A 19,640-nucleotide genomic window follows, 5' to 3' on the forward strand; every position below is an offset into this window, starting at 1 on the left:
ATCTCCTGCGCGCTTGGTTTTGCGCGAAGGAGACAGATCATGACGCCGCAGGAACGCCAGCTCGTCGACGACCTTTTCGACCGGCTTTCAAAGCTGGAAAATGCACCGCGCGATCCGGACGCGACAGGCGCGATCTCCGACGGGCTGCGCAAGGCGCCCGGCGCGGTCTACGCACTGGTGCAGACCACACTGCTGCAGGACGAAGCGCTGAAGCGCGCCCATAACCGCATCCAGGAGCTGGAAGCGGCCCAAGCGCCCGAGCCCGCGCAGTCCGGCGGCTTCCTCGACACCATGCGCGACACGCTGTTCGGCGGCAGCCCGTCGCGGGGTTCGGTTCCGAACGTGCCGCCGCGCGAGCAGCGGCCGGTCTGGAACAGCGGCCAGGCGATGCAGCAGTCCCAGCCGGGCTATGGCCAGCCGCCTTACGCCCAGGGTCCGGGACAAGGTTATGGCGCCCCGCCGGTCGGCGGTGGCGGCGGCGGTTCGTTCCTCGGCACGGCGGCGGCAGCCGCGGCCGGCGTGGTCGGCGGCTCGCTGTTGCTCTCGAGCATCCGCGGCATGATGGGCGGCTCGCACCAGCAGGCCTTCGGCGACACCAACGCGCTCGGCGACCGCAGCGCTGGTGGAAGTCCTTGGGGCGGCGGCGATCAGTCCGGCGGCTCGCTCGCGCGCGATGCCGGCCTCAACGACATCGGATCGAACCGCGACTCCCGCCAAGATTCTCGTCAAGGCTTCGTCGACCAGGCGTCGAACGACCGCGACAACAACGACCAGAACTACGACGACGATCGCGACAACGACAACACGGACATGGCCGACGACAGCGATTTCGGCAATGACGACGGCGGCAGCGATTACGCGTGAGGCTGCTCTTCTCCCTCTCCCCGTTCTTACGGGGAGAGGGTCGGGGTGAGGGACTCTCTCCGCAAAATGAGTGAGAGTTGGACTCGCGGAGACTCCCCCTCACCCGGAATTCGCGCTGCGCTCGAATTCCGGCCTCTCCCCGCAAGCGGCAGGGCAATCGCATATGGCCAAAAATTCGGAGAAACCGACGGAAAACGAGGCGAACGTTCGCGATCCGATTCCACTTCGTTCACTTTCCGATTCCGTCGCGGGCTGCCCTCCAGTGTCATATGCGATTGCCCTGCCGCAAGCGGGGAGAGGCGAAGTCGAGATCACATTACCACGACCTTGGTGCCGACATTGACGCGGCCGTAGAGGTCGATGACGTCCTCATTGCGCATGCGGATGCAGCCGGAGGAGACGTTGGTGCCGATGGTCCAGGGCTCGTTGGAGCCGTGGATGCGGTAGAGCGTGGAGCCGAGATACATCGCGCGCGCGCCGAGCGGATTTTCCGGACCGCCTTCCATGTGCCTGGGCAGATCGGGCCGGCGCGCGATCATTTCCGCCGGCGGGGTCCAGTCCGGCCATTCGCGCTTGGCGGTGATCGACTTCACGCCGGACCAGGTGAAGCCGGGGCGGCCGACGCCGATGCCATAGCGCATCGCCTTGCCGTTGCCCTCGACGAGATAGAGGAACTTGTTCGGCGTATCGACCACGATCGTGCCGGCGCTTTCATTGCCGCTATAGTCAACGACCTGTTTCTCGAACTTCGGATCGAACGGACGCTGCCGCGGGTCGATCGCCTCTTGCTGCAGACCTGCACCCTGCATCTGCGGCTCGCCCATCGGCGGCAGGCGGCGCGGGTCGTAATAGCCCGGCTGCTGCTGATACACCGGCCGCTCGGGCGCATAGGCCGGACCGCGGCCCGGACCATCGCCGAACAGGAACTCGATGAAGCCGCCGCCCATGTTTGCATTGGAGGCGACGCGTACCGGCGCCGGCGGCACGCGCGGCTGATAGAGCACCGCCGGCGGATCGTTCGGCACCGTGTTGTCGAAGGCGGCGGCGCGATCCGCGCCGGCAATGAAGGTGCAAGCGCTGCCGAGCAGCGCAACAGACATTTTCTTGAACATCGACGTACTCTGTACTGTTTCGTCTAGATCACATGCGTCGTCCAGGGCCGGTGGCTGATCCGCGCCCGCGACGTGGTCAATAAAAAGCAAAAGCCGTTTTGTTTGGTAAACAGAAGCGGCGTTTCGATTCACCACGTCGCGAGCGGGCCTGCAATTTGGCGATCAGCGTTTATTTTCGATGAACGCCGCGCGACCATGGTTAATCGCTCCTTTGCGCGCCGTCGCGCGCAGCCGCAACGACAGTTCCTGCTGTGAACTTCGTGTTAAATCGCTTCTGCCTACAAAGACGCGTGAGTGAGGTGGGGGGAGTGTCCTGATGGCTGTTCACCGCAAGCGTTTTCGTGTCGAGGATATCGCCGGTGGCGAGATGCCCATTCTAGACGTAACTGAAGAGGCAGGGCCGATGCACAGCGAGATCATGGCCGAGCTGCGCGCGATCCGCGCCCAGATGGCGAAGGGCATCACGGCTGCCCCGCTGTCCGGCAGCGCCGCGATGGCGGCGATCGACGCGTCGACGGCGCATGAGCTGTCCGAAGCGCGCACCATGCTCGAGACCTACCGCGCGCAGATCGAGCAGTGCGAGAAGCTGAAGGTCGAGCTCGACCTCATCCACGACGCCATCGATCGCACCAAGCGCGAGATCGCGACCCTGCACGGCAAGAGCTTCGACGGCGGCGAGATGGCCAAGGTCAATGGCGAGCTCGGCGCGGTGGTCGGCGGCACCGAGCAGGCGACCCAGCAGATCCTCGAAGCCGCTGAATCGATCGACCAGGCAGCCAGCGCGATGTCCAAGGTGGACTCGGCCGATCAGCAGAAGCGGCTCGCCGACGACATCCAGGAACGCGTCATCTCGATCTTCGAAGCCTGCAACTTCCAGGACCTGACCGGCCAGCGCATCAGCAAGGTCATGACCACGATGAAGTTCATCGAGCAGCACATCAATGCGATGATGGAAATCTGGGGCGGCGTCGACGCGATCAAGGCCCATGTGCCGGCACCGGTCGATCAGCGCAGCGACGACGAGAAGCTCCTCAACGGCCCCAAGCTCGCCGGCGACGTCGGCCACGCCTCGCAGGACGACATCGACGCGCTGTTCGACTGAGCGCGAGAGATAGGGACAAAGCAAAACGCCGGCCCTTGGGGCCGGCGTTTTTGTTTTCCCAGGTTGTCATTCCGGGGCGGCCCGCAGGACCGAACCCGGAATCTCGAGATTCTCAGGTGCGCAAGTGCGCACCATAGTTCACGCTTCGCGTGCCCCGGAATGACAAAAGAGAAAAATCACGCCCTTGGCGCGCAGCGGACGTAGACCATGTTGCCGTAGCGGGTGGCGGCGTCCTTGTCGATGAAGCGGGTGATCAGGACGCGGCCGTCGAAGGAGACGATCTCGCGATCCTGGTCGCCGGGCGTGGGGCCGGCCGGGCCGATATAGTTCTTGCCGCTGGGCGAGCCCTTCAGCCGCAGCTCCTGCGGCGTCGCCTGGTCGGCCAGATGCATGATCACGCCGCCGGAGGAGCCGGCGGTGATCACGTAGGGATTCTTGCACTGGGACCTCGCCGCGGCCTCGGTGCGGGCACGATCGGCCGGGTTCTGGAACGAGGCGAGACCCCAGCGGCCGACGATCTCGTCGGAACGGATGGTCGCTGGCATTTCCGGACCGGTGCCGGGCTCCGCCTCCGGCGGCGGGGCCGACGAAGAGAAGGACGGCAGGCTCATGCCGCCGCCGCAGGCGCCAAGCAGCAGCGCCAGGCAAGAGGCAGCCGCCAGGTTGGCGACCGTGCGCGCGTGAGCTGAAATGATCATGGCATTCCCCCGAACAAGACCATGGCCGCACCCCTCCCGCAGCCAAGCGCAAAACCGCTGCCGGAGCAATGACGTCGTTTGACACGCCGGCGCCCCGAACAAGTTTCCAATGCCACCATCCTATATCCGCCTCACCAATCGCTTAACCACCTTTGCTTGACAGGATCGCGGCCAAGCCATATTCCCGGGCGCACTATTAGCACTCGGAAAGCCCGATTGCTAAGCGCGCCGTTCGATCCTCGGGACGAGGGGGAACGGAAGCGCCGCCCCACCCACTTCCACTACTTCCGAAGCGAGCCTCCAAAGGGAAACGTCATGGCTAAATCCAAATTTCGTCCGCTGCATGACCGTGTCGTGGTCAAACGTATCGACGCCGAGGAAAAGTCCAAGGGCGGCATCATCATTCCGGACACAGCCAAGGAAAAGCCGTCCCAGGGCGAGATTGTCGCCGTCGGCCCGGGCGGCCGCGACGAGACCGGCAAGCTGATTCCGATCGACCTCAAGGTCGGCGACCGCGTGCTGTTCGGCAAGTGGTCGGGCACCGAGGTTAAGATCGACAACGAAGAGCTCCTGATCATGAAGGAGTCGGACATCATGGGCGTTCTGGCCTAAGGCCATCCGCCTGAACGGCCGCTGAATGTCATGCCCGGATCGCGCGATCCGGGCATCCATCATTCCGCCGGCCATACCCCGAAACAAGACACAACACGAAACACGAGGGATTGCAGAAATGGCTGCCAAAGACGTCAAGTTTTCCGGAGAGGCGCGCGAACGCATGCTGCGCGGCGTCGACATTCTCGCCAACGCCGTCAAGGTGACGCTCGGCCCGAAGGGCCGCAACGTCGTCATCGAGAAGAGCTTCGGCGCACCCCGCATCACCAAGGACGGCGTCACCGTCGCCAAGGAGATCGAGCTCGAGGACAAGTTCGAGAACATGGGCGCCCAGATGGTGCGTGAGGTCGCCTCCAAGACCAACGACCTCGCCGGCGACGGCACCACCACCGCCACCGTGCTGGCCCAGGCCATCGTGCGCGAAGGCGCCAAGGCGGTTGCCGCCGGCATGAACCCGATGGACCTCAAGCGCGGCATCGACACCGCGGTTGCCGCCGTCATCAAGGACATCGAGAAACGCGCGAAGCCGGTCGCCGCCTCCTCCGAGGTCGCCCAGGTCGGCACCATCTCGGCCAACGGCGATGCCGCCATCGGCAAGATGATCGCGCAGGCGATGCAGAAGGTCGGCAACGAGGGCGTCATCACCGTCGAGGAGAACAAGTCGCTCGACACCGAGGTGGACATCGTCGAGGGCATGAAGTTCGACCGCGGCTATCTCAGCCCCTACTTCGTCACCAACGCCGAGAAGATGACCGCCGAGCTCGAGGACGCCTACATCCTCCTGCACGAGAAGAAGCTGTCGGGCCTGCAGGCCATGCTGCCGGTGCTCGAAGCCGTGGTGCAGTCGGGCAAGCCGCTCGTCATCATCGCCGAGGACGTCGAGGGCGAGGCGCTCGCCACCCTGGTCGTCAACCGCCTGCGCGGCGGCCTCAAGGTTGCCGCCGTCAAGGCGCCGGGCTTCGGTGACCGCCGCAAGGCCATGCTCGAGGACATCGCGATCCTCACCGGCGGCCAGCTGATCTCCGAGGAGCTCGGCATCAAGCTCGAGAACGTCACGGTGAAGATGCTCGGCCGCGCCAAGAAGGTGGTGATCGACAAGGAGAACACCACGATCGTCAACGGCGCCGGCAAGAAGCCCGATATCGAGGCCCGCGTCGGCCAGATCAAGGCGCAGATCGAGGAGACCACCTCCGACTACGACCGCGAGAAGCTGCAGGAGCGCCTCGCCAAGCTCGCCGGCGGCGTCGCGGTGATCCGCGTCGGCGGCGCCACCGAGATCGAGGTCAAGGAGAAGAAGGACCGCGTCGAGGACGCGCTCAACGCCACCCGCGCCGCGGTGCAGGAAGGCATCGTCCCCGGCGGCGGCGTCGCGCTGCTCCGCGCCAAGAAGGCGGTGGGCCGTCTGTCCAACGCCAATGACGACGTCCAGGCCGGCATCAACATCGTGCTGAAGGCGCTGGAAGCCCCGATCCGCCAGATCTCCGAGAACGCCGGCGTGGAAGGCTCGATCGTGGTCGGCAAGATCCTGGAGAACAAGTCCGAGACCTTCGGCTTCGACGCCCAGAACGAGGACTATGTCGACATGGTCGAGAAGGGCATCATCGACCCCGCCAAGGTGGTGCGCACCGCGCTGCAGGACGCCTCCTCCGTGGCCGGCCTCCTGGTGACCACCGAAGCCATGGTCGCCGAGCTGCCGAAGAAGGAAGCTCCGCCCGCCATGCCCGCAGGCGGCGGCATGGGCGGCTTCTAAGCCCTTCCTCATCTTACAGCATTGCGAAGGCCGCCTCCGGGCGGCCTTCTTTTTTGCCGACCCTGCCCCGCCGCTTTCCGATTCAACCGGCGGCCAAAACCCACTACGGTGGCGCCGATTCTGATTGTTTGGGCATGATCCTCTCGGAAAACCGCTTCACACTTTTCCGGATCATGCCCCACTGCCCGAGGATTTCGTCGATGCGCGCGCTCCTGGTTTGTTCGACTGCCCTTCTGGCGGCTCTGCTCGCCGTCTCGCCCGAAACCGCCTCCGCCCAGATGAAACTGTCGCCCAAGGCCACGGCGCCGGGCGGAACCGAGACGCGCTATTTCACCTCGATCGACGGGCTGATGGACGGCAATGCCGACGTGATCCTGAAGGAGACGCGGCAGGGCAAGACGGTGACGGCCGCCGTGCTCGACGTCTGTTACCCGGTCGCGAAGAACTCCGAGCGCAAGGACCGCTTCGTCGTCAATCTCCAGGTCGCCGGCCAGACGCTGACCGGCACGACGCAGAGCCTCGGCGAGAAGGCGCCCGTCAGCGTCAAGCTGCTGCGCAAGCAGAGCGGCGACACCTTCGAATTCCGCGGCCAGATCAGCATTGGCCAGGCCGTGACCGAGGTCACCTCGCCCGACAATTCCGATCTCAGCGAGAAGGAGTTTCAGGACAACCAGACCTCCGACGACGGCATCACGCCGCAGCCGAAGGATTTCACCGACGTCTCGCCGGAGGCGATCGCGGTGAAGGTGAAGCTGGACGCGGCGACCGAGTTCCTGAAGAGCCTGAAGGGCCAGGCGGTCGAGGTGACGCTGTCGAGCCTCAATGTCGGCTGCGATGCGCTGCGCGCCGGCGAGCAGACCATCAACATGTCGGTCGACCCGGAGCGCGCGGCCGCGCTGCTGGCAAAATTCAAGACGATGCCGGGCGTCACCGCGGCAGGCTGGACCGCGGGCATGACCGAGATGGACCGCACCATCCGTTTCCCCGCCGCCGACTGGCGCGACGGCGACAAGATCAACCGCGACAAGCTCGCAACCGCAGTTGCGGGCGTGCTGAGCAAGTCGCTCGCGGCAAAGCCGGTGTCGCAAAGCTTCAACCCGGCGACCGGCAAGCTCAAGCTGGTGTTCAAGCGGCCGAACCAGGATCATCCGGCGCTCGAGCTCACCGACACGATCGAGGTCGCAGGGCTCCTCTCGCCCGACAAGCCCGGCACCACCGACAAGCTGATGCTGTGGATCGGCAGCCCCGCGACCACGACCAGCGATGAGAGCAGCGGCGCCAAGCTCAACCTCTCGGACGAAGCTTCGGCCGACGAGGAAGGCGATCAGCCCGACGACAACGGCTCGGTCGAGGCGCTTGTCAAGGAACTGAAAGGCCAGCGCTGGGACGCCGACAAGTCGGTGTGGAAGTGACGCGCTGAACTATCGTGCCCCGGACGCAGCGCAGATGTGCTGCAGAGCCGGGGCCCAGAGGCGCCATGCAAAGTCGCGGATAGGAAACTGGGTCCCGGCTCTGCGGCGCATCGCTTCCGCGACGCGCCTTGTCCGGGACACGAGAGCAACGTTCGCGAGACCTAATTCCCGTTCACGCGGAAGCGCAGCGGCTTGGGGCCGATCAGCGTCAGCACGTCGCCCTGGCGTTTCCAGGTCTCGACGCTGCCGAGCGCTGCGACCAACTCGTCGTCGGCCTGGGCCTTTGCTTGCGGACAGGACCGGTCCTGGATCTGGCCGGGGACGAAGATCACGGTGTTGCCGGCGACCGAGAACTGGCCCTTGCCGCCCTTGCACCAGAGCTCGAGCACGACCTCGCCATTGTCGCCGATCTCGATGTTCGGAATCCGTTTCGAGCCGGCTTGCGGCAGCGCCTCCAGCGTCATCTCGGTGCCGAAAGGAAAACCGTCCTCGGCGCGCGCGAGCGTGGACATCGCCAGCATTGCAACCGCCGCGCACACCATCTGCCTGAGCGAAACCATGAAACCTCTCGACCGACCTGATTTGCCGCACCTTCTATAAGACGGCGGCGCCCTTGAGAAGGTTCGCCTGCGCACGATGCAAAAATCCCCGCGGGGATGAAGCCCCGCGGGGATTTGATCGAAGCCGGGCGTGGCCTGCTACTTCAGCACCATCGCCGTGAACGGCCAGACATAGGCCTGCAACGTCACGAGCACACCGACGAGACAGGCCAGCACGATCGAGTGCCAGAACACGAAGCGCAGGATGGTGCCCTCGTGGCCGTACCAGTTGGTGGCGGTGGAGGCGACCACGATCGACTGTGCGTCGATCATCTTGCCCATCACGCCGCCCGAGGAGTTCGCAGCAGCCATCAGGATCGGCGACAGGCCGAGCTGCTCGGAGGTGATCTTCTGGAGATTGCCGAACAGGATATTCGACGACGTGTCCGATCCGGTCAGCGCCACGCCGAGCCAGCCGAGCAGCGTGCCGAAGAAGGGATAGAGCACGCCGGTTGCGGCGAAGGCGAGACCGAGCGTCGCGTCGACGCCGGAGAGCCGCGTCAAGGTGCCGATCGCGAGCATCGCCGAGATCGTGATCAGCGATATCGCGCATAGCCGGATAGTACGGCCATATTCAACGAGCAGCTTGCCGGGACCGACGCCCATGAGGAAGCCGGAGATGATCGCCGCGATCAGCATGCCCGTGCCAGTGAAGGACAGGTAGGTGAAGGCGAACACTGCGCCTTCCGGCGTCGGTTTCGCCGCCACCGGCGGCATCTTGTTGATCATCTTGTCGAGCTCGGGAACCGCGTAGTTGAAGGTGAAGATCGAGTTCGCCCAGGTCTTGAACCAGCCGCTTCCCCACAGCAGCATCACGACGCAGACGATGATCCATGGCAAGAGCGCGCTCCAGAGCTGGGCTTGCGTGAGCGGAGTCTTGTCGAGCGGCTTCGCCGGCGCCATGGTCGCATGCGACTCGTCGTGTCCGCGCAGCTCCGGCGACAGCCAGAGCTGCCTCGGGTGCCAGACCTTCAGAAACAGGATGAGGGCGCCCATCGAGATCAGCGAGGCGCCGATGTCGACGATCCAAGGATTGATGTAGTTGGAGATCACGAATTGCGGGATCGCAAAGGACACGCCGGTGACGAGGATCGCCGGCCAGACATCCTTCATGCCCCGCCAGCCCGCGAACGCCCAGACGACCCAGAACGGCACGATCAGCGAGAAGAACGGCAATTGCCGTCCGACCATCGCACCCAGGATGTAGGGATCGAGCCCTGTGACCGAGGCAAGGCCCTGGATCGGCGTGCCGAGCGCGCCATATGCCACCGGCGCGGTGTTGGCGATCAGCGAGAGGCCGGAGGCCGCGAGCGGCGAGAAGCCGAGCCCGATCAGCACGGCACCCGTGATCGCGACCGGCGTGCCGAAACCCGAGGCGCCCTCGAAGAACGCGCCGAACGAGAACGCGATCAGCAACAGCTGCAGCCGCCGGTCCTCGGTGACGCCGCCGATCGCGCGCTTCAACAGTTCGAAGCGCCCGGTCGCCACCGTCACCTGGTAGAGGAAGATGACGTTGAGGACGATCCAGCCGATCGGGAAGAAGCCGGTCACGATGCCGAGCATCGAGGCGCGGATCGACATGTTCACCGGCATGGTGAAGACGAAGATCGTGATCAGGTTGGTGACGATCACGGCGATGACGGCAGCAATATGCGCCTTGACGCGGCCGCTCGCGATCAGGACCAGCAGCGTGACGACGGGGATCGCCGCTGCGATCGTCGACAGCACCGAGCTGTGCAGCGGATCATAAATTTGATTCCACATAAGTCTTCCTCCCCACGCATGTTTGCGGCAGACGGCCCGCGTGGAGAGCCGATCCTGCTTTTCGCTGGAAGCGATAACCCCCGGGCTGGACGCGAATTCCTCGCGACTGCGGGCGGTTCCCGTCCGCTCACAAGCTCGCGAAATCCCAGAGCACCCCGCCCCGCGCCGTCGAGCCCATGCTAGGGTTGCAGGCTGCGACAATCCAACGCAAATTGCAGAACTTGCGACTTTAGTCTAAGCGCGCCCGTTTTCGCCATTGCCTCAAGTCTTTGGCTCAGGGCATTTGTGCACATCCCCTCGAGGAGACAGAGCTCTGTGAACAACATCCGCGCCACGCTCGCGATCGTCTGGCGAATCGCCGTGCCCTATTTCCGATCCGAAGACAAATGGGCCGGCCGCGGCCTGCTCGGCGCCGTCATTGCCATGGAGCTGGCGCTGGTGGCGATCGACGTGCTGGTGAACCAGTGGCAGAACAGATTCTATAGCGCTCTGCAGGCGAGCGACTGGGACGCCTTCGTCACGCAGATCTGGATCTTCGTTGCCCTCGCCTCCACCTACATCGCGCTGGCGGTCTACAAGCTGTACCTGAACCAGTGGCTGCAGATCCGCTGGCGGCAATGGCTGACCCGGCACTATCTCGGCGAATGGCTCGAGAGCGCCACGCATTACCGGATGCAGCTCAAGGGCGATGCGGCCGACAACCCGGACCAGCGTATCACCGAAGACGTCAAGAACTTCGTCGAGCAGACCTTGACGATCGGGCTCGGCCTGCTCTCCTCGATCGTGACGCTGTTCTCCTTCGTGATCATCCTCTGGGGCCTCTCCAACGCCGCGCCGCTGCACCTGTTCGGCACAGACCTCATGATCCCGGGCTATCTGTGCTGGGGCGCACTGATCTACGCGATCTTCGGCACTGCGCTGACGCACTGGATCGGCAGCCCGCTGGTGAACCTCAATTTCGAGCAGCAGCGCTATGAAGCCGACTTCCGCTTCAACCTCGTCCGCGTCCGCGAGAACTCCGAGCAGATCGCGCTGCTCAAGGGCGAGGGCGCCGAACGCGGCCGGCTGCTGGATCGCTTCGGCTTCGTGATCGGCAACTGGTACTCCATCATGAGCCGGACCAAGCGGCTCACCGCGTTCACGGCGAGCTATCAGCAGGCCGCCGTGATCTTTCCCTACGTGCTGGTGGCACCCGCCTTCTTCGCCAAGAAGATCCAGCTCGGCGACATGATGCAGACCGCATCCGCCTTCTCCAGCGTACAAGGCGCGTTGTCGTTCTTCGTCACGGCTTACCGGGCGCTGGCGGAATGGCGCTCGATCGTCGCGCGCCTCGACGGCTTCGAGATGTCGGTCGCTTCCGCCACAGACCTGCCGGCGCATGAGCCTGCGATCGCCCTCAAGGCTGCGGGCGGCAGCCGCATCATCGCCCTCGAGCAGCTGTGCGTGAACCTGCCCAACGGCACGCCGCTGGTTGCGGCCGATGCCTTTGCCATCCAGCCTTCGGAACGCGTGCTGGTGACCGGTCCGTCCGGCTCCGGCAAGTCGACGCTGTTCCGGGCCATCGCGGGCATCTGGCCGTTCGGCACCGGGACCATCCTCGTCCCCGAAAAGGCCAGGCTGATGATGCTGCCGCAGCGCCCCTATTTCCCCGTCGGCAAGCTGCGCGATGCCGTGGTCTATCCGGCAAAGCCTGATGCGTTCGAAGCCGCACGTGTGAGGGACACGCTGATTGCAGTCGGGCTGCCCAACCTCGCCGGACGGCTCGACGAGGACGGTCACTGGAACCGGATGCTGTCGCTCGGCGAGCAGCAGCGCCTCGGGCTCGCCCGCGCCCTGCTGCATGCACCCGATTATCTGTTCCTTGACGAGGCCACGGCGTCGCTGGACGAGCCGTCCGAGGCGCGGCTGTACCGGCTGCTGACAGAGAAGCTGCCGCAGGCCACCATCGTCTCGATCGGCCACCGCTCGACGCTCGATGTCTTCCACACCCGCAAGGTGGCGATGGTGCAGGACGGCGAGATCCATGTCCTCGGCAGCGCCGGCGCGCCGGCCGAGAAGGAGCCGACCGCGGCGCGCTGAGGCGGCGCAACCAAGCCGAAAGCTGCCGTACCTCGACAGGCCCCTCTTTGTAGCCATCCTTCGAGACGCCCGCCTTCGGCGGCCCTCAGGATGAGGTCTGTCCTCGCGGCAAGATCCTAGATCCTCATGGTGAGGGCGCCGCCTTCCGGCGTGTCTCGAACCATGCGGGCCGAGCGCTCTCACAGACGGTACGACACACCCCCAAAGCAAAAGGGCGGCAGATTGCTCTGCCGCCCTCGTGAGTAGTCCCGGAAAGAAACTTACTTCAGGCTGGTCATCGCCGTCAGGTCGAACGACAGCTTGGCGATGCCGGCCGCGCCGCACCAGTTGGAGCCGACGCCCGTCGGATTGATCGGCGTCACGAAGGTGCCGGTCGATGCCGTGATGTTGCCGCGTGCCGAGAAATCGCTGGTGAAGGCGTTACAGTCACCCTTCGACAGGTCCGTATCGGAGTAGCGCAGATCCAGCGTCATGACCTTGTAGGTGAAGCCGACGCCGATGTTCCAGGTGTTGTAATCGGCATATTTGATGCCGTTCGGGAAAGCCGGCACGCCGTAGAAGCTGTCGGAGGTGCCGAGCCACTGACGGCCGAACTCACCCGACACATACATGCCGACGCCGCTCGAGCCGAACACCGTGCTGGGCGCGGTATACTTGCCGACGATCGAGGTGTAGTTGCCCCAGGCGCCCGAGTTCAGATAGCTCGGGGTGTAGTATTCGTTCAGGCCGAACGACCAGTTGTCGTTCACGGTGTAGGTGAACTTGCCGTAGACTTCGAAGAAGCTCAGGTCCTTCTTGATCACGTTGGTGTTGAGCAAGGCCTTCTCGGCGCAGTCGGCGCCCTGGAAGACGCCGGCGTTGTCGATGCCGGTGCCGCCGAAGTAGCAGGTGCCGCCCGGATACAGGTAGCCCCACACGCCGATATCGAAGGCGAACGCACCGAAGGTCGGGCGGATACCGCCGTAGACGTCGATCTCGGCCGCAGCGCGGTTCGGGAAGGAAATGCTCTCACCGGCCACGCCGACATAGAGCTGGAGGTCCTTGGTGACGTTGTAGCGGGGCTCGAAATAGGCCGCGACCGACGGCTTATGGTTCGACTGGGTGATACCGCGGAAGATGTAGTCGCTCATGATCGCGCCGCCGAACGCGATATCCCAGGGATCGAAAGCAACCACCGGCGGCGGGGCCTTCCTGGCCTTCACCGCCATGTCCGCCGCGAAAGCCGAACCCGTCGTCACCATTGCCAGCGCCGTTGCCAACAAAGCCACTTTTTTCATTTCGATCCCCATCTACCCGTTCTTACTCACCAGTCGGCTCCGGAAGCCCCCCGGGGCATGCGACCTGTCTGCAAAATTGCGTTACTGCGACAATCTGGAGCGAGGGATGCGAACGGTGAAGCAAAAAGCGCGGGCATCTGCCGACTTTTTAGGCGTTTTAAGGTTTCCACGAAAGGTTGTCAGCCTGTGTGGCTTCTCGATCACATTATTTGCACTCCATAGTGCATAAGCGGGCCGTGCAAGTACGGATGCCTTCGGCTTCGTGGTGCCGGCGCCACGAATCAACCGGGCCCCAAAGAAGCGGCCACACCCACCTCCGAGGCGGCGATGCAAAAAGGCCGCAGCGTTACCGCCACGGCCCTTCTGCTTGCAGATCGTCCAAGAGATCGAGAAAGGCGCCTTCAGCCTAGCTTTGCCCCTCGGCCGGCGTCGGTTCCGCAGAAGACGAAGGCATCGCCCAGCTCGTTTCGGCGGCGGGCTCGGGAGCCGGAGCCGCCGCCGGCGCTGACGGCTTCGGCGCGGGAGCTGCCTTCGCCTTCTTCGGTGCCGCTTTCTTCGCGGCTTTCTTCGGTGCAGCCTTGGCCGCCGCCTTCTTTGCTGTCTTCTTGGCAGCCTTTTTCGGGGCGGCCTTCTTTGCAGATTTCTTGGCAGATTTCTTCGCGGACTTCTTGGCTGCCTTCTTCTTCGTCGCCTTCTTCGCGGTCTTCTTCGCCGCTACAGCCTTCTTGGCCTTTTTCGCCTTCTTGCTTTTCTTCTTCTTCGCTTTCGCCATCGTGGTCCTCCTGTTGCCGCCGAACAATGGTCGATCGGGCGCCTTCAGTCGTCACCTCGGGAGGAAAGTTCAGGCTCTGAAAGCTCAAACTTGCGCGTTCAGTGCCGGCCGCGACCCGCCCGTAGCCCAATCGAGAAGCTCAATCGTGTGTACGACCGGAACTGACGTGCCACTGGCAATCTGCACCATGCAGCCGATATTGCCCGCGGCAATCATGTCCGGCTTGACGCTCGCGATGTTGGCGACCTTGCGATCGCGCAACCGGCCCGCAAGCTCGGGCTGGAGAATGTTGTAGGTCCCCGCCGAACCGCAACACAAATGGCTCTCGGGTACATCTTTCACCACGAATCCATTCTTGGAAAGCAATTCTTTCGGAAGCCCCGTGATTTTCTGCCCGTGCTGCAACGAACATGCGGAGTGATAGGCGACGACGATGTCGTCGTGTCGCGTGCTCGGTGAGAGGCTGAGACCCGCGACGTATTCGGTGATGTCCTTGGCAAGCGCGGACACCTTCGCCGCATCGGCTGCGAACGTAGCGTCCTCGCGCAGCAGATAGCCATAGTCCTTGATCACGGTGCCGCAGCCGGACGTCGTCACCAGGATGGCGTCGAGCCCTTCGCCGGCGGCCTCCTTCTGCCACGCCGCGACGTTGGCACGCGCCCGCGCCAGCGCATCCTGGTCGTTGCCGAGGTGATGGGTCAGCGCTCCGCAGCACTGCTCGTCCCTGACCAGGATGACCTCGATGCCGTGACGGGTGAGCAGGCTGATGGCGGCCTGGTTGATGCGCGGCGCCAGCACCTGCTGGGCACAGCCCTGGAGCAGCGCGACCCGGCCGCGCTTCTTGCCGAGGGCCGCGAACACGCTGCCCGGGAGGGGCCCTGGTGGCGGCAGCCGGTTCGGCGCCAGCGCCAGCATCGCCTTGAGGCGCTGGATCAGGCCGGGCGTGGCCGAGGGCCGCGGCGTCGGCAGGAACACGGCGAGCGGACGGGCCAGCCGCGCCAGCACCATGCTCCAGCGAAAACGCTGCGGGTCCGGCAGGACGAAGGCCAGAACCTGGCGCAACAGCCGCTCGGTCAGCGGCCGCTGATAGCGCTGCTCGATCCTGACCCGGGCCTGGTCGACGAGATGCATGTAGTTCACCCCTGACGGGCAGGTCGTCATGCAGGCCAGGCACGACAGGCAGCGATCGATATGCTTGACCACCTCGGCCGTCGGCGCCTGGTCCTTCTCCAGCATCTCCTTGATCAGGTAGATGCGGCCGCGGGGGCTATCGAGCTCGTCGCCGAGCAGCACATAGGTCGGACAGGTTGCAGTGCAGAAGCCGCAATGGACGCAGGCGCGCAGGATCTTGTCGGCTTCCGCGATATCGGGATCGGCGAGTTGCGCGAGTGAGAATTCGGTCTTCATGCCGCAGCGCCCCGGCTCAGGCGTCCCCGGTTGAGAATCGTCTTCGGATCGAAACTGGCGCGCACCCGCTCGCTCAGGGCGGCGATGCCGGGCGCTTGCGGATGGAACACGTCGACATCGCGCCTGACATCCTCGGCCGCCCGGACCAGCGTGGCATGACCCCCAACCGCATTCGCGCATGCACGTACGACCGGGGCATGCGCGTCGCCCTTCGGCGGCAATGCGGCCCAGATCAATCCGCCGGCCCAATCATAGATCACGTCGCCGCCGGTCTCGCGCGCCAATTGCGTCCCGAGCGCCGCACCCGATGCCGGCGGGCAGACGATCCGCCAGACAGGCCATGCCCCCAGCGCGCCGCCGGCCGCGAACGGCAGCACGTCACGTAGCGTGGCCCATAGCGCGGACGACGCCTCGTCCTCGATCAGGTTTGCGGTTCCGAACGGCACCAGCAATTCTCGCAGCGAGCCGGCGCGGTGGGCGGCGGAGGCGGTGATGCCCTCGAGCCGCAGTGCGGTCAGCGCCTCGCCCTGGCCTGCAATGTCGCCAAGTCCGTCGGTCCTGGCCCGGAGCGCCGATTTCGGCAGGTGCGCGGCACCGGAGACGTCAAAAGGCGAGCCGAGCGCCGCGATCATCGCCTTGTTGGCGGCGGCATCATCTAACCCGCGCAGCAGCAGCGTCCGCTCGGCTTCCGGCTTCGGCATCACCTTGAGCGTGACCTCGGTCATCACCGACAGCGTGCCCCAGGACCCCGCGAGCAGCTTGCAGAGGTCGTAGCCGGTGACGTTCTTCACCACCTTGCCACCGGTCTTGAAGCTGTCGCCGAAACCGGAAACGGCATGCGCGCCGAGCAGGTGATCGCGCGCCCCGCCCGCCCGGATGCGCCGCGGCCCGGCGAGCCCGGCCGCGATCATGCCGCCGATGGTGCCTGATACCGGCGTGCCGAGCAGCGGCGCGGTGTTCATCGGTTCGAAGGCGAATTGCTGGTTCTTGGCATCGATCAGCGACAGCACGTCGGCGAGCGGCGCCCCGGCCTGGAGTGTCACGATCAGCTCGTTGGGCTCGTAGGAGGTGACGGCATTCAGCGCGGAGATGTCGAGCACGGCGTTGGTCGCCATGGCGTGGCCAATGCTGCGCTTGCTGCCATGGCCGATGATCTCGAGCGGCTGCTCATTGGCAATCGCCGCGCGCACCACCTCTTCGACGTCTTTGGCGTCTCTGACCCTGAGCGTATCCACGGGAAAAGGCGGTAGCGAAATTCGCCGCCAAAATCAAATGCGGCGTGACGCCAACGACCATTGCCTGCGCGATTGCGCCCCGTGCAACGCCCACATCGACGCCTCGATCATCATCGAAGCGTTCACGACATCGACACTTCGATCATCGGCGAACCAAAGCCGGCGGGCCGTCGCTACAAGTCTGCGCCGATCGCAGTCGCGACCAACCGATGGTGACAGACATGAAGCGATCGACACATGAGCGACTGATGCCGCGCGCCAACGAAGCGTTCAGCCGCAGGTCAGTCGTCCGGGCCTTCGGAGCCGCGCTGGCGATCGACCTCTCGCCATGGACGGCGGCGTCATCTCAAGCCCAGCAGCAAGGAGGAAGAACCATGAACCATTATGCCACGCAGAAATCTCTCAGCGACGCCGTCGACGGCGGCGGCCTGCTCGTCGTCGCGCAATGGGAGGCAAAGCCTGATGAGGCCGACAAGGTCGCAGGGATCCTCGACCACTTCCTGCCGGAGGCGCAGCGCGAGGACGGCGTCAAGTTGTTCCTGATCTCGCGCGGCAAGGACAATCCGGCCCAGTTCCTGTTCTACGAGCTGTTCCGCGACGAGGCCGCCTTCAAGGCGCACCAGGAGAGCACGCATTTCAAGACCTACATCGCCGGCCAAGCGCTGCCGCTGCTGGCAAAGCGCGAACGGGCGCAGTACGGGCTGCTGTGAGGTTCGCGGGAGAAGGGCCCGCACCGCGGGCCCTTTCTTTCGCGAGCGCCTAGAACCGCGGGATGTCCGGAAACGCCACCTTGCCGGCATGCACATGCATGCGGCCGAGCTCGGCGCAGCGGTGCAGGGTCGGAAACACTTTTCCGGGATTGAGCAGGCCCTGCGCATCGAAGGCGCATTTCAGGCGCTGCTGCTGGTTGAGATCGATTTCGGTGAACATGTCGCCCATCAGATCGCGCTTCTCGATGCCGACGCCGTGCTCGCCGGTGAGCACGCCGCCGAACTCGACGCAGGCGCGCAGGATGTCGGCACCAAAAGCCTCGGCGCGCTCGATCTCGCCGGGCTTGTTGGCGTCGTAGAGGATCAGCGGGTGCAGATTGCCGTCGCCGGCGTGGAACACGTTGGCGCAGCCGAGCTGGTATTTTTCCGAGAGCTCGCGGATGCGCGCCAGCGCCTTCGGCAGCGCGCCGCGCGGGATCGTGCCGTCCATGCAGAGATAGTCGGGCGAGATGCGGCCCACGGCGGGGAACGCCGCCTTGCGGCCGGCCCAGAACAGGTTGCGCTCGGCCTCCGAATTGGAGATCTGCAGCGTCACCGAGCCGCAGCCTCTTGCGATGCTCTCGACGCGCGTGATCAACTCGTCGACCTCGATCTTGGGACCGTCGAGCTCGATGATGAGCAGCGCTTCGACATCGAGCGGATAGCCGGCATGGACGAAGGCTTCGGCGGCGTGGATCGCGGGCTTGTCCATCATCTCCATGCCGCCGGGAATGATGCCGGCGCCGATGATGCGTGCCACGCATTCGCCGGCCGCCTCGACCTGCGCAAAACCGACCATCAGCGCGCGCGCCGTCTCCGGCTTTTGCAGGATGCGCACCGTGATCTCGGTGATGACGCCGAGCAGGCCTTCCGAGCCGGTGATGACGCCCATCAAATCATAGCCGGCGTTCTCGCACCCCTTGCCGCCGATGCGCAGGATCTCGCCGCTCATGAGGACAATTTCGCAGCCGAGCACATTGTTGGTGGTCATGCCGTATTTCAGGCAGTGCACGCCGCCGGAATTCTCCGCGACATTGCCGCCGATCGAGCAGGCGATCTGCGAGGACGGATCCGGCGCGTAATAGAAGCCGGCATGCGCGACCGCCTGGCTGATCGCGAGGTTGGTGACGCCGGGCTCGGTGACGACGACGCGGTTGTCGAAATCGATCTCGCGGATGCGCTTGAACTTGCCGAGCCCGAGCAGCACACCGTCCTCGAGCGGCAGCGCGCCGCCGGATAGCGAGGTGCCGGAGCCGCGCGGCACCACCTTGATACCCTGCGCGGCACAATATTTCAGGACGAGCGAAACCTGCTCGGTCGTATCAGGCAGCACCACCACCATCGGCGGCTGCCGATAGGCGGTCAGCCCGTCGGATTCATAGGCCCGCATCTCAGCGGCGCTGTCGATCACGCCTTCGCCTGATACGATTGCGCGCAAGGCGGCGACGATCTCGCTGCGACGCGCCAGCACCGCCTGGTCGCTTGCGGGCATCATGATGGCCATATTACGAAGCCTTCGTCCGACAGAGGGAATTGTCCCGGCAAATCAATCATGTCTTGCCGTCTTTGGGTAGGGTCCTCCGAAGGTCGCATTGCTTTGTTGCAGCGCAAGTTCTCTCTGGGGCAAGTCGGCTATCAGGAAACCTGTCAAGGTTTCGCGGCTTGTCCACTTGCATCGGACCTGCCAAAACCACGACCCTCCATCTGACCCGGGAAGAGACGAAGAGCACCCTTATGACAAAACTGACTATCGGCGCGCTGGTTGCCCTCGCCATGACTGCCGCAGCGTCCACCGCCATATCTTCCAAAGCGATGGCGCAGGACGTCGCCGCTGGCAAGACGTCGTTCAACAAGTGCCTGGCGTGCCATGCCATCGGCGAAGGCGCCAAGAACAAGGTTGGCCCCGAGCTGAACGGCCTCAACGGCCGCAAGTCGGGAACTGCGCCGGACTACAGCTATTCGGATGCGAACAAGAATTCCGGCATCACCTGGGACGAGGCGACCTTCAAGGAATACATCAAGGACCCCAAGGCCAAGATCCCCGGCACCAAGATGGCGTTCGCCGGCATCAAGAACGAGACCGAGATCAACAATCTCTGGACCTTCATCGCGCAGTTCGACAAGGACGGGAAGATCAAGCAGTAAGCGCGCGAACGGCGACCGCTGGAGCTTCGGTTCTGATTGAATCGGAACCGAAGCTCTGGCTTC

Annotated in this window: 17 protein-coding genes; 8 read left to right on the forward strand and 9 right to left on the reverse strand. The window is 64.6% G+C overall.

Translation table 11 applies throughout. The features are described 5' to 3' along the window. Positions 1–39: 39 nt before the first annotated feature. Complete coding sequence (locus ACVJ19_RS06980; RefSeq protein WP_453949641.1) at positions 40–864, forward strand: DUF2076 domain-containing protein; 825 nt, start codon at positions 40–42, stop codon at positions 862–864. 311 nt (positions 865–1,175) lie between these two features. On the opposite strand, the gene ACVJ19_RS06985 is transcribed toward ACVJ19_RS06980, so the two are convergent. Continuing rightward, positions 1,176–1,976: a L,D-transpeptidase family protein gene (locus ACVJ19_RS06985; RefSeq protein ID WP_453949640.1), complete on the reverse strand. Its 801-nt coding sequence runs from the start codon at positions 1,974–1,976 to the stop codon at positions 1,176–1,178. Between the two features lie 316 nt (positions 1,977–2,292). On the opposite strand from ACVJ19_RS06985, the gene ACVJ19_RS06990 reads away from it, so the two are divergent. Continuing rightward, the gene (locus tag ACVJ19_RS06990; RefSeq protein WP_453949639.1) at positions 2,293–3,078 is read left to right on the forward strand and encodes a protein phosphatase CheZ; all 786 of its coding nucleotides are present in this window, start codon (positions 2,293–2,295) and stop codon (positions 3,076–3,078) included. 176 nt (positions 3,079–3,254) lie between these two features. Here the strand turns inward: ACVJ19_RS06990 and ACVJ19_RS06995 are convergent, their stop codons facing one another. Continuing rightward, positions 3,255–3,776: a hypothetical protein gene (locus ACVJ19_RS06995; RefSeq protein WP_453949638.1), complete on the reverse strand. Its 522-nt coding sequence runs from the start codon at positions 3,774–3,776 to the stop codon at positions 3,255–3,257. A 315-nt stretch (positions 3,777–4,091) separates the two neighbouring features. Here ACVJ19_RS06995 and ACVJ19_RS07000 point away from each other — a divergent pair, with 315 nt between their 5' ends. The 3 genes from ACVJ19_RS07000 to ACVJ19_RS07010 all read left to right on the forward strand — a co-directional run bounded on the left by ACVJ19_RS07000 (position 4,092) and on the right by ACVJ19_RS07010 (position 7,550). Next, complete coding sequence (locus tag ACVJ19_RS07000) at positions 4,092–4,388, forward strand: co-chaperone GroES (protein WP_166818509.1); 297 nt, start codon at positions 4,092–4,094, stop codon at positions 4,386–4,388. 118 nt (positions 4,389–4,506) lie between these two features. Next, positions 4,507–6,138 (forward strand): chaperonin GroEL, encoded by a 1,632-nt coding sequence (gene groL / locus ACVJ19_RS07005; protein WP_453949637.1) that lies wholly within the window; start codon positions 4,507–4,509, stop codon positions 6,136–6,138. Between the two features lie 200 nt (positions 6,139–6,338). Continuing rightward, positions 6,339–7,550, forward strand: a complete 1,212-nt coding sequence (locus ACVJ19_RS07010; RefSeq protein WP_453949636.1) for a hypothetical protein — start codon at positions 6,339–6,341, stop codon at positions 7,548–7,550. Positions 7,551–7,711: 161 nt separating this feature from the next. Here ACVJ19_RS07010 and ACVJ19_RS07015 read toward each other — a convergent pair whose 3' ends face one another. Further along, on the reverse strand, positions 7,712–8,110 hold the full coding sequence (locus ACVJ19_RS07015; RefSeq protein ID WP_453949635.1) for an META domain-containing protein: 399 nt from the start codon (positions 8,108–8,110) through the stop codon (positions 7,712–7,714). 138 nt (positions 8,111–8,248) lie between these two features. Continuing rightward, a complete protein-coding gene (locus ACVJ19_RS07020) occupies positions 8,249–9,913 on the reverse strand; it encodes an L-lactate permease (protein WP_453949634.1) in 1,665 nt (554 codons plus the stop codon). A gap of 315 nt (positions 9,914–10,228) precedes the next feature. Between ACVJ19_RS07020 and ACVJ19_RS07025 the strand changes: the two genes are divergently transcribed. Continuing rightward, positions 10,229–11,992: an ABC transporter ATP-binding protein/permease gene (locus ACVJ19_RS07025; protein WP_453949633.1), complete on the forward strand. Its 1,764-nt coding sequence runs from the start codon at positions 10,229–10,231 to the stop codon at positions 11,990–11,992. 260 nt (positions 11,993–12,252) lie between these two features. Here the strand turns inward: ACVJ19_RS07025 and ACVJ19_RS07030 are convergent, their stop codons facing one another. The 4 genes from ACVJ19_RS07030 to ACVJ19_RS07045 form a co-directional block, all read right to left on the reverse strand. Further along, positions 12,253–13,269 (reverse strand): TorF family putative porin, encoded by a 1,017-nt coding sequence (locus ACVJ19_RS07030; protein WP_453949632.1) that lies wholly within the window; start codon positions 13,267–13,269, stop codon positions 12,253–12,255. 406 nt (positions 13,270–13,675) lie between these two features. Beyond that, positions 13,676–14,041 carry a histone gene (locus tag ACVJ19_RS07035; RefSeq protein ID WP_453949631.1) on the reverse strand — a complete coding sequence of 122 codons (366 nt, stop codon included), beginning with the start codon at positions 14,039–14,041 and terminating at the stop codon, positions 13,676–13,678. Between the two features lie 84 nt (positions 14,042–14,125). Beyond that, positions 14,126–15,448: a glycolate oxidase subunit GlcF gene (gene glcF, locus ACVJ19_RS07040; protein WP_453949630.1), complete on the reverse strand. Its 1,323-nt coding sequence runs from the start codon at positions 15,446–15,448 to the stop codon at positions 14,126–14,128. Further along, positions 15,445–16,683, reverse strand: a complete 1,239-nt coding sequence (locus ACVJ19_RS07045) for an FAD-binding protein (RefSeq protein WP_453949629.1) — start codon at positions 16,681–16,683, stop codon at positions 15,445–15,447. The genes glcF and ACVJ19_RS07045 overlap by 4 nt, the downstream gene beginning before the upstream one ends. Positions 16,684–16,904: 221 nt before the next feature. On the opposite strand from ACVJ19_RS07045, the gene ACVJ19_RS07050 reads away from it, so the two are divergent. After that, positions 16,905–17,393, forward strand: a complete 489-nt coding sequence (locus tag ACVJ19_RS07050; RefSeq protein WP_453949628.1) for a putative quinol monooxygenase — start codon at positions 16,905–16,907, stop codon at positions 17,391–17,393. 49 nt (positions 17,394–17,442) lie between these two features. On the opposite strand, the gene ACVJ19_RS07055 is transcribed toward ACVJ19_RS07050, so the two are convergent. Then, entirely contained in the window at positions 17,443–18,936 is a 1,494-nt protein-coding gene (locus ACVJ19_RS07055) for an FAD-linked oxidase C-terminal domain-containing protein (protein ID WP_453949627.1), read from the reverse strand. 230 nt (positions 18,937–19,166) lie between these two features. Between ACVJ19_RS07055 and cycA the strand changes: the two genes are divergently transcribed. Next, the gene (gene cycA, locus ACVJ19_RS07060) at positions 19,167–19,577 is read left to right on the forward strand and encodes a cytochrome c-550 CycA (protein ID WP_453949626.1); all 411 of its coding nucleotides are present in this window, start codon (positions 19,167–19,169) and stop codon (positions 19,575–19,577) included. The last annotated feature ends 63 nt before the right edge of the window (positions 19,578–19,640 follow it).

This window comes from Bradyrhizobium sp. USDA 376, from assembly GCF_054063675.1.

What these genes read in the sequence shown, in the direction of transcription:
- ACVJ19_RS06980 (WP_453949641.1), top strand. Translation starts at nt 40, where the DNA reads ATGACGCCGCAGGAACGCCAGCTCGTCGACGACCTTTTCGACCGGCTT.
- ACVJ19_RS06985 (WP_453949640.1), bottom strand. Translation starts at nt 1,976, where the DNA reads ATGTTCAAGAAAATGTCTGTTGCGCTGCTCGGCAGCGCTTGCACCTTC.
- ACVJ19_RS06990 (WP_453949639.1), top strand. Translation starts at nt 2,293, where the DNA reads ATGGCTGTTCACCGCAAGCGTTTTCGTGTCGAGGATATCGCCGGTGGC.
- ACVJ19_RS06995 (WP_453949638.1), bottom strand. Translation starts at nt 3,776, where the DNA reads ATGATCATTTCAGCTCACGCGCGCACGGTCGCCAACCTGGCGGCTGCC.
- ACVJ19_RS07000 (WP_166818509.1), top strand. Translation starts at nt 4,092, where the DNA reads ATGGCTAAATCCAAATTTCGTCCGCTGCATGACCGTGTCGTGGTCAAA.
- groL (WP_453949637.1), top strand. Translation starts at nt 4,507, where the DNA reads ATGGCTGCCAAAGACGTCAAGTTTTCCGGAGAGGCGCGCGAACGCATG.
- ACVJ19_RS07010 (WP_453949636.1), top strand. Translation starts at nt 6,339, where the DNA reads ATGCGCGCGCTCCTGGTTTGTTCGACTGCCCTTCTGGCGGCTCTGCTC.
- ACVJ19_RS07015 (WP_453949635.1), bottom strand. Translation starts at nt 8,110, where the DNA reads ATGGTTTCGCTCAGGCAGATGGTGTGCGCGGCGGTTGCAATGCTGGCG.
- ACVJ19_RS07020 (WP_453949634.1), bottom strand. Translation starts at nt 9,913, where the DNA reads ATGTGGAATCAAATTTATGATCCGCTGCACAGCTCGGTGCTGTCGACG.
- ACVJ19_RS07030 (WP_453949632.1), bottom strand. Translation starts at nt 13,269, where the DNA reads ATGAAAAAAGTGGCTTTGTTGGCAACGGCGCTGGCAATGGTGACGACG.
- ACVJ19_RS07035 (WP_453949631.1), bottom strand. Translation starts at nt 14,041, where the DNA reads ATGGCGAAAGCGAAGAAGAAGAAAAGCAAGAAGGCGAAAAAGGCCAAG.
- glcF (WP_453949630.1), bottom strand. Translation starts at nt 15,448, where the DNA reads ATGAAGACCGAATTCTCACTCGCGCAACTCGCCGATCCCGATATCGCG.
- ACVJ19_RS07050 (WP_453949628.1), top strand. Translation starts at nt 16,905, where the DNA reads ATGAAGCGATCGACACATGAGCGACTGATGCCGCGCGCCAACGAAGCG.
- ACVJ19_RS07055 (WP_453949627.1), bottom strand. Translation starts at nt 18,936, where the DNA reads ATGGCCATCATGATGCCCGCAAGCGACCAGGCGGTGCTGGCGCGTCGC.
- cycA (WP_453949626.1), top strand. Translation starts at nt 19,167, where the DNA reads ATGACAAAACTGACTATCGGCGCGCTGGTTGCCCTCGCCATGACTGCC.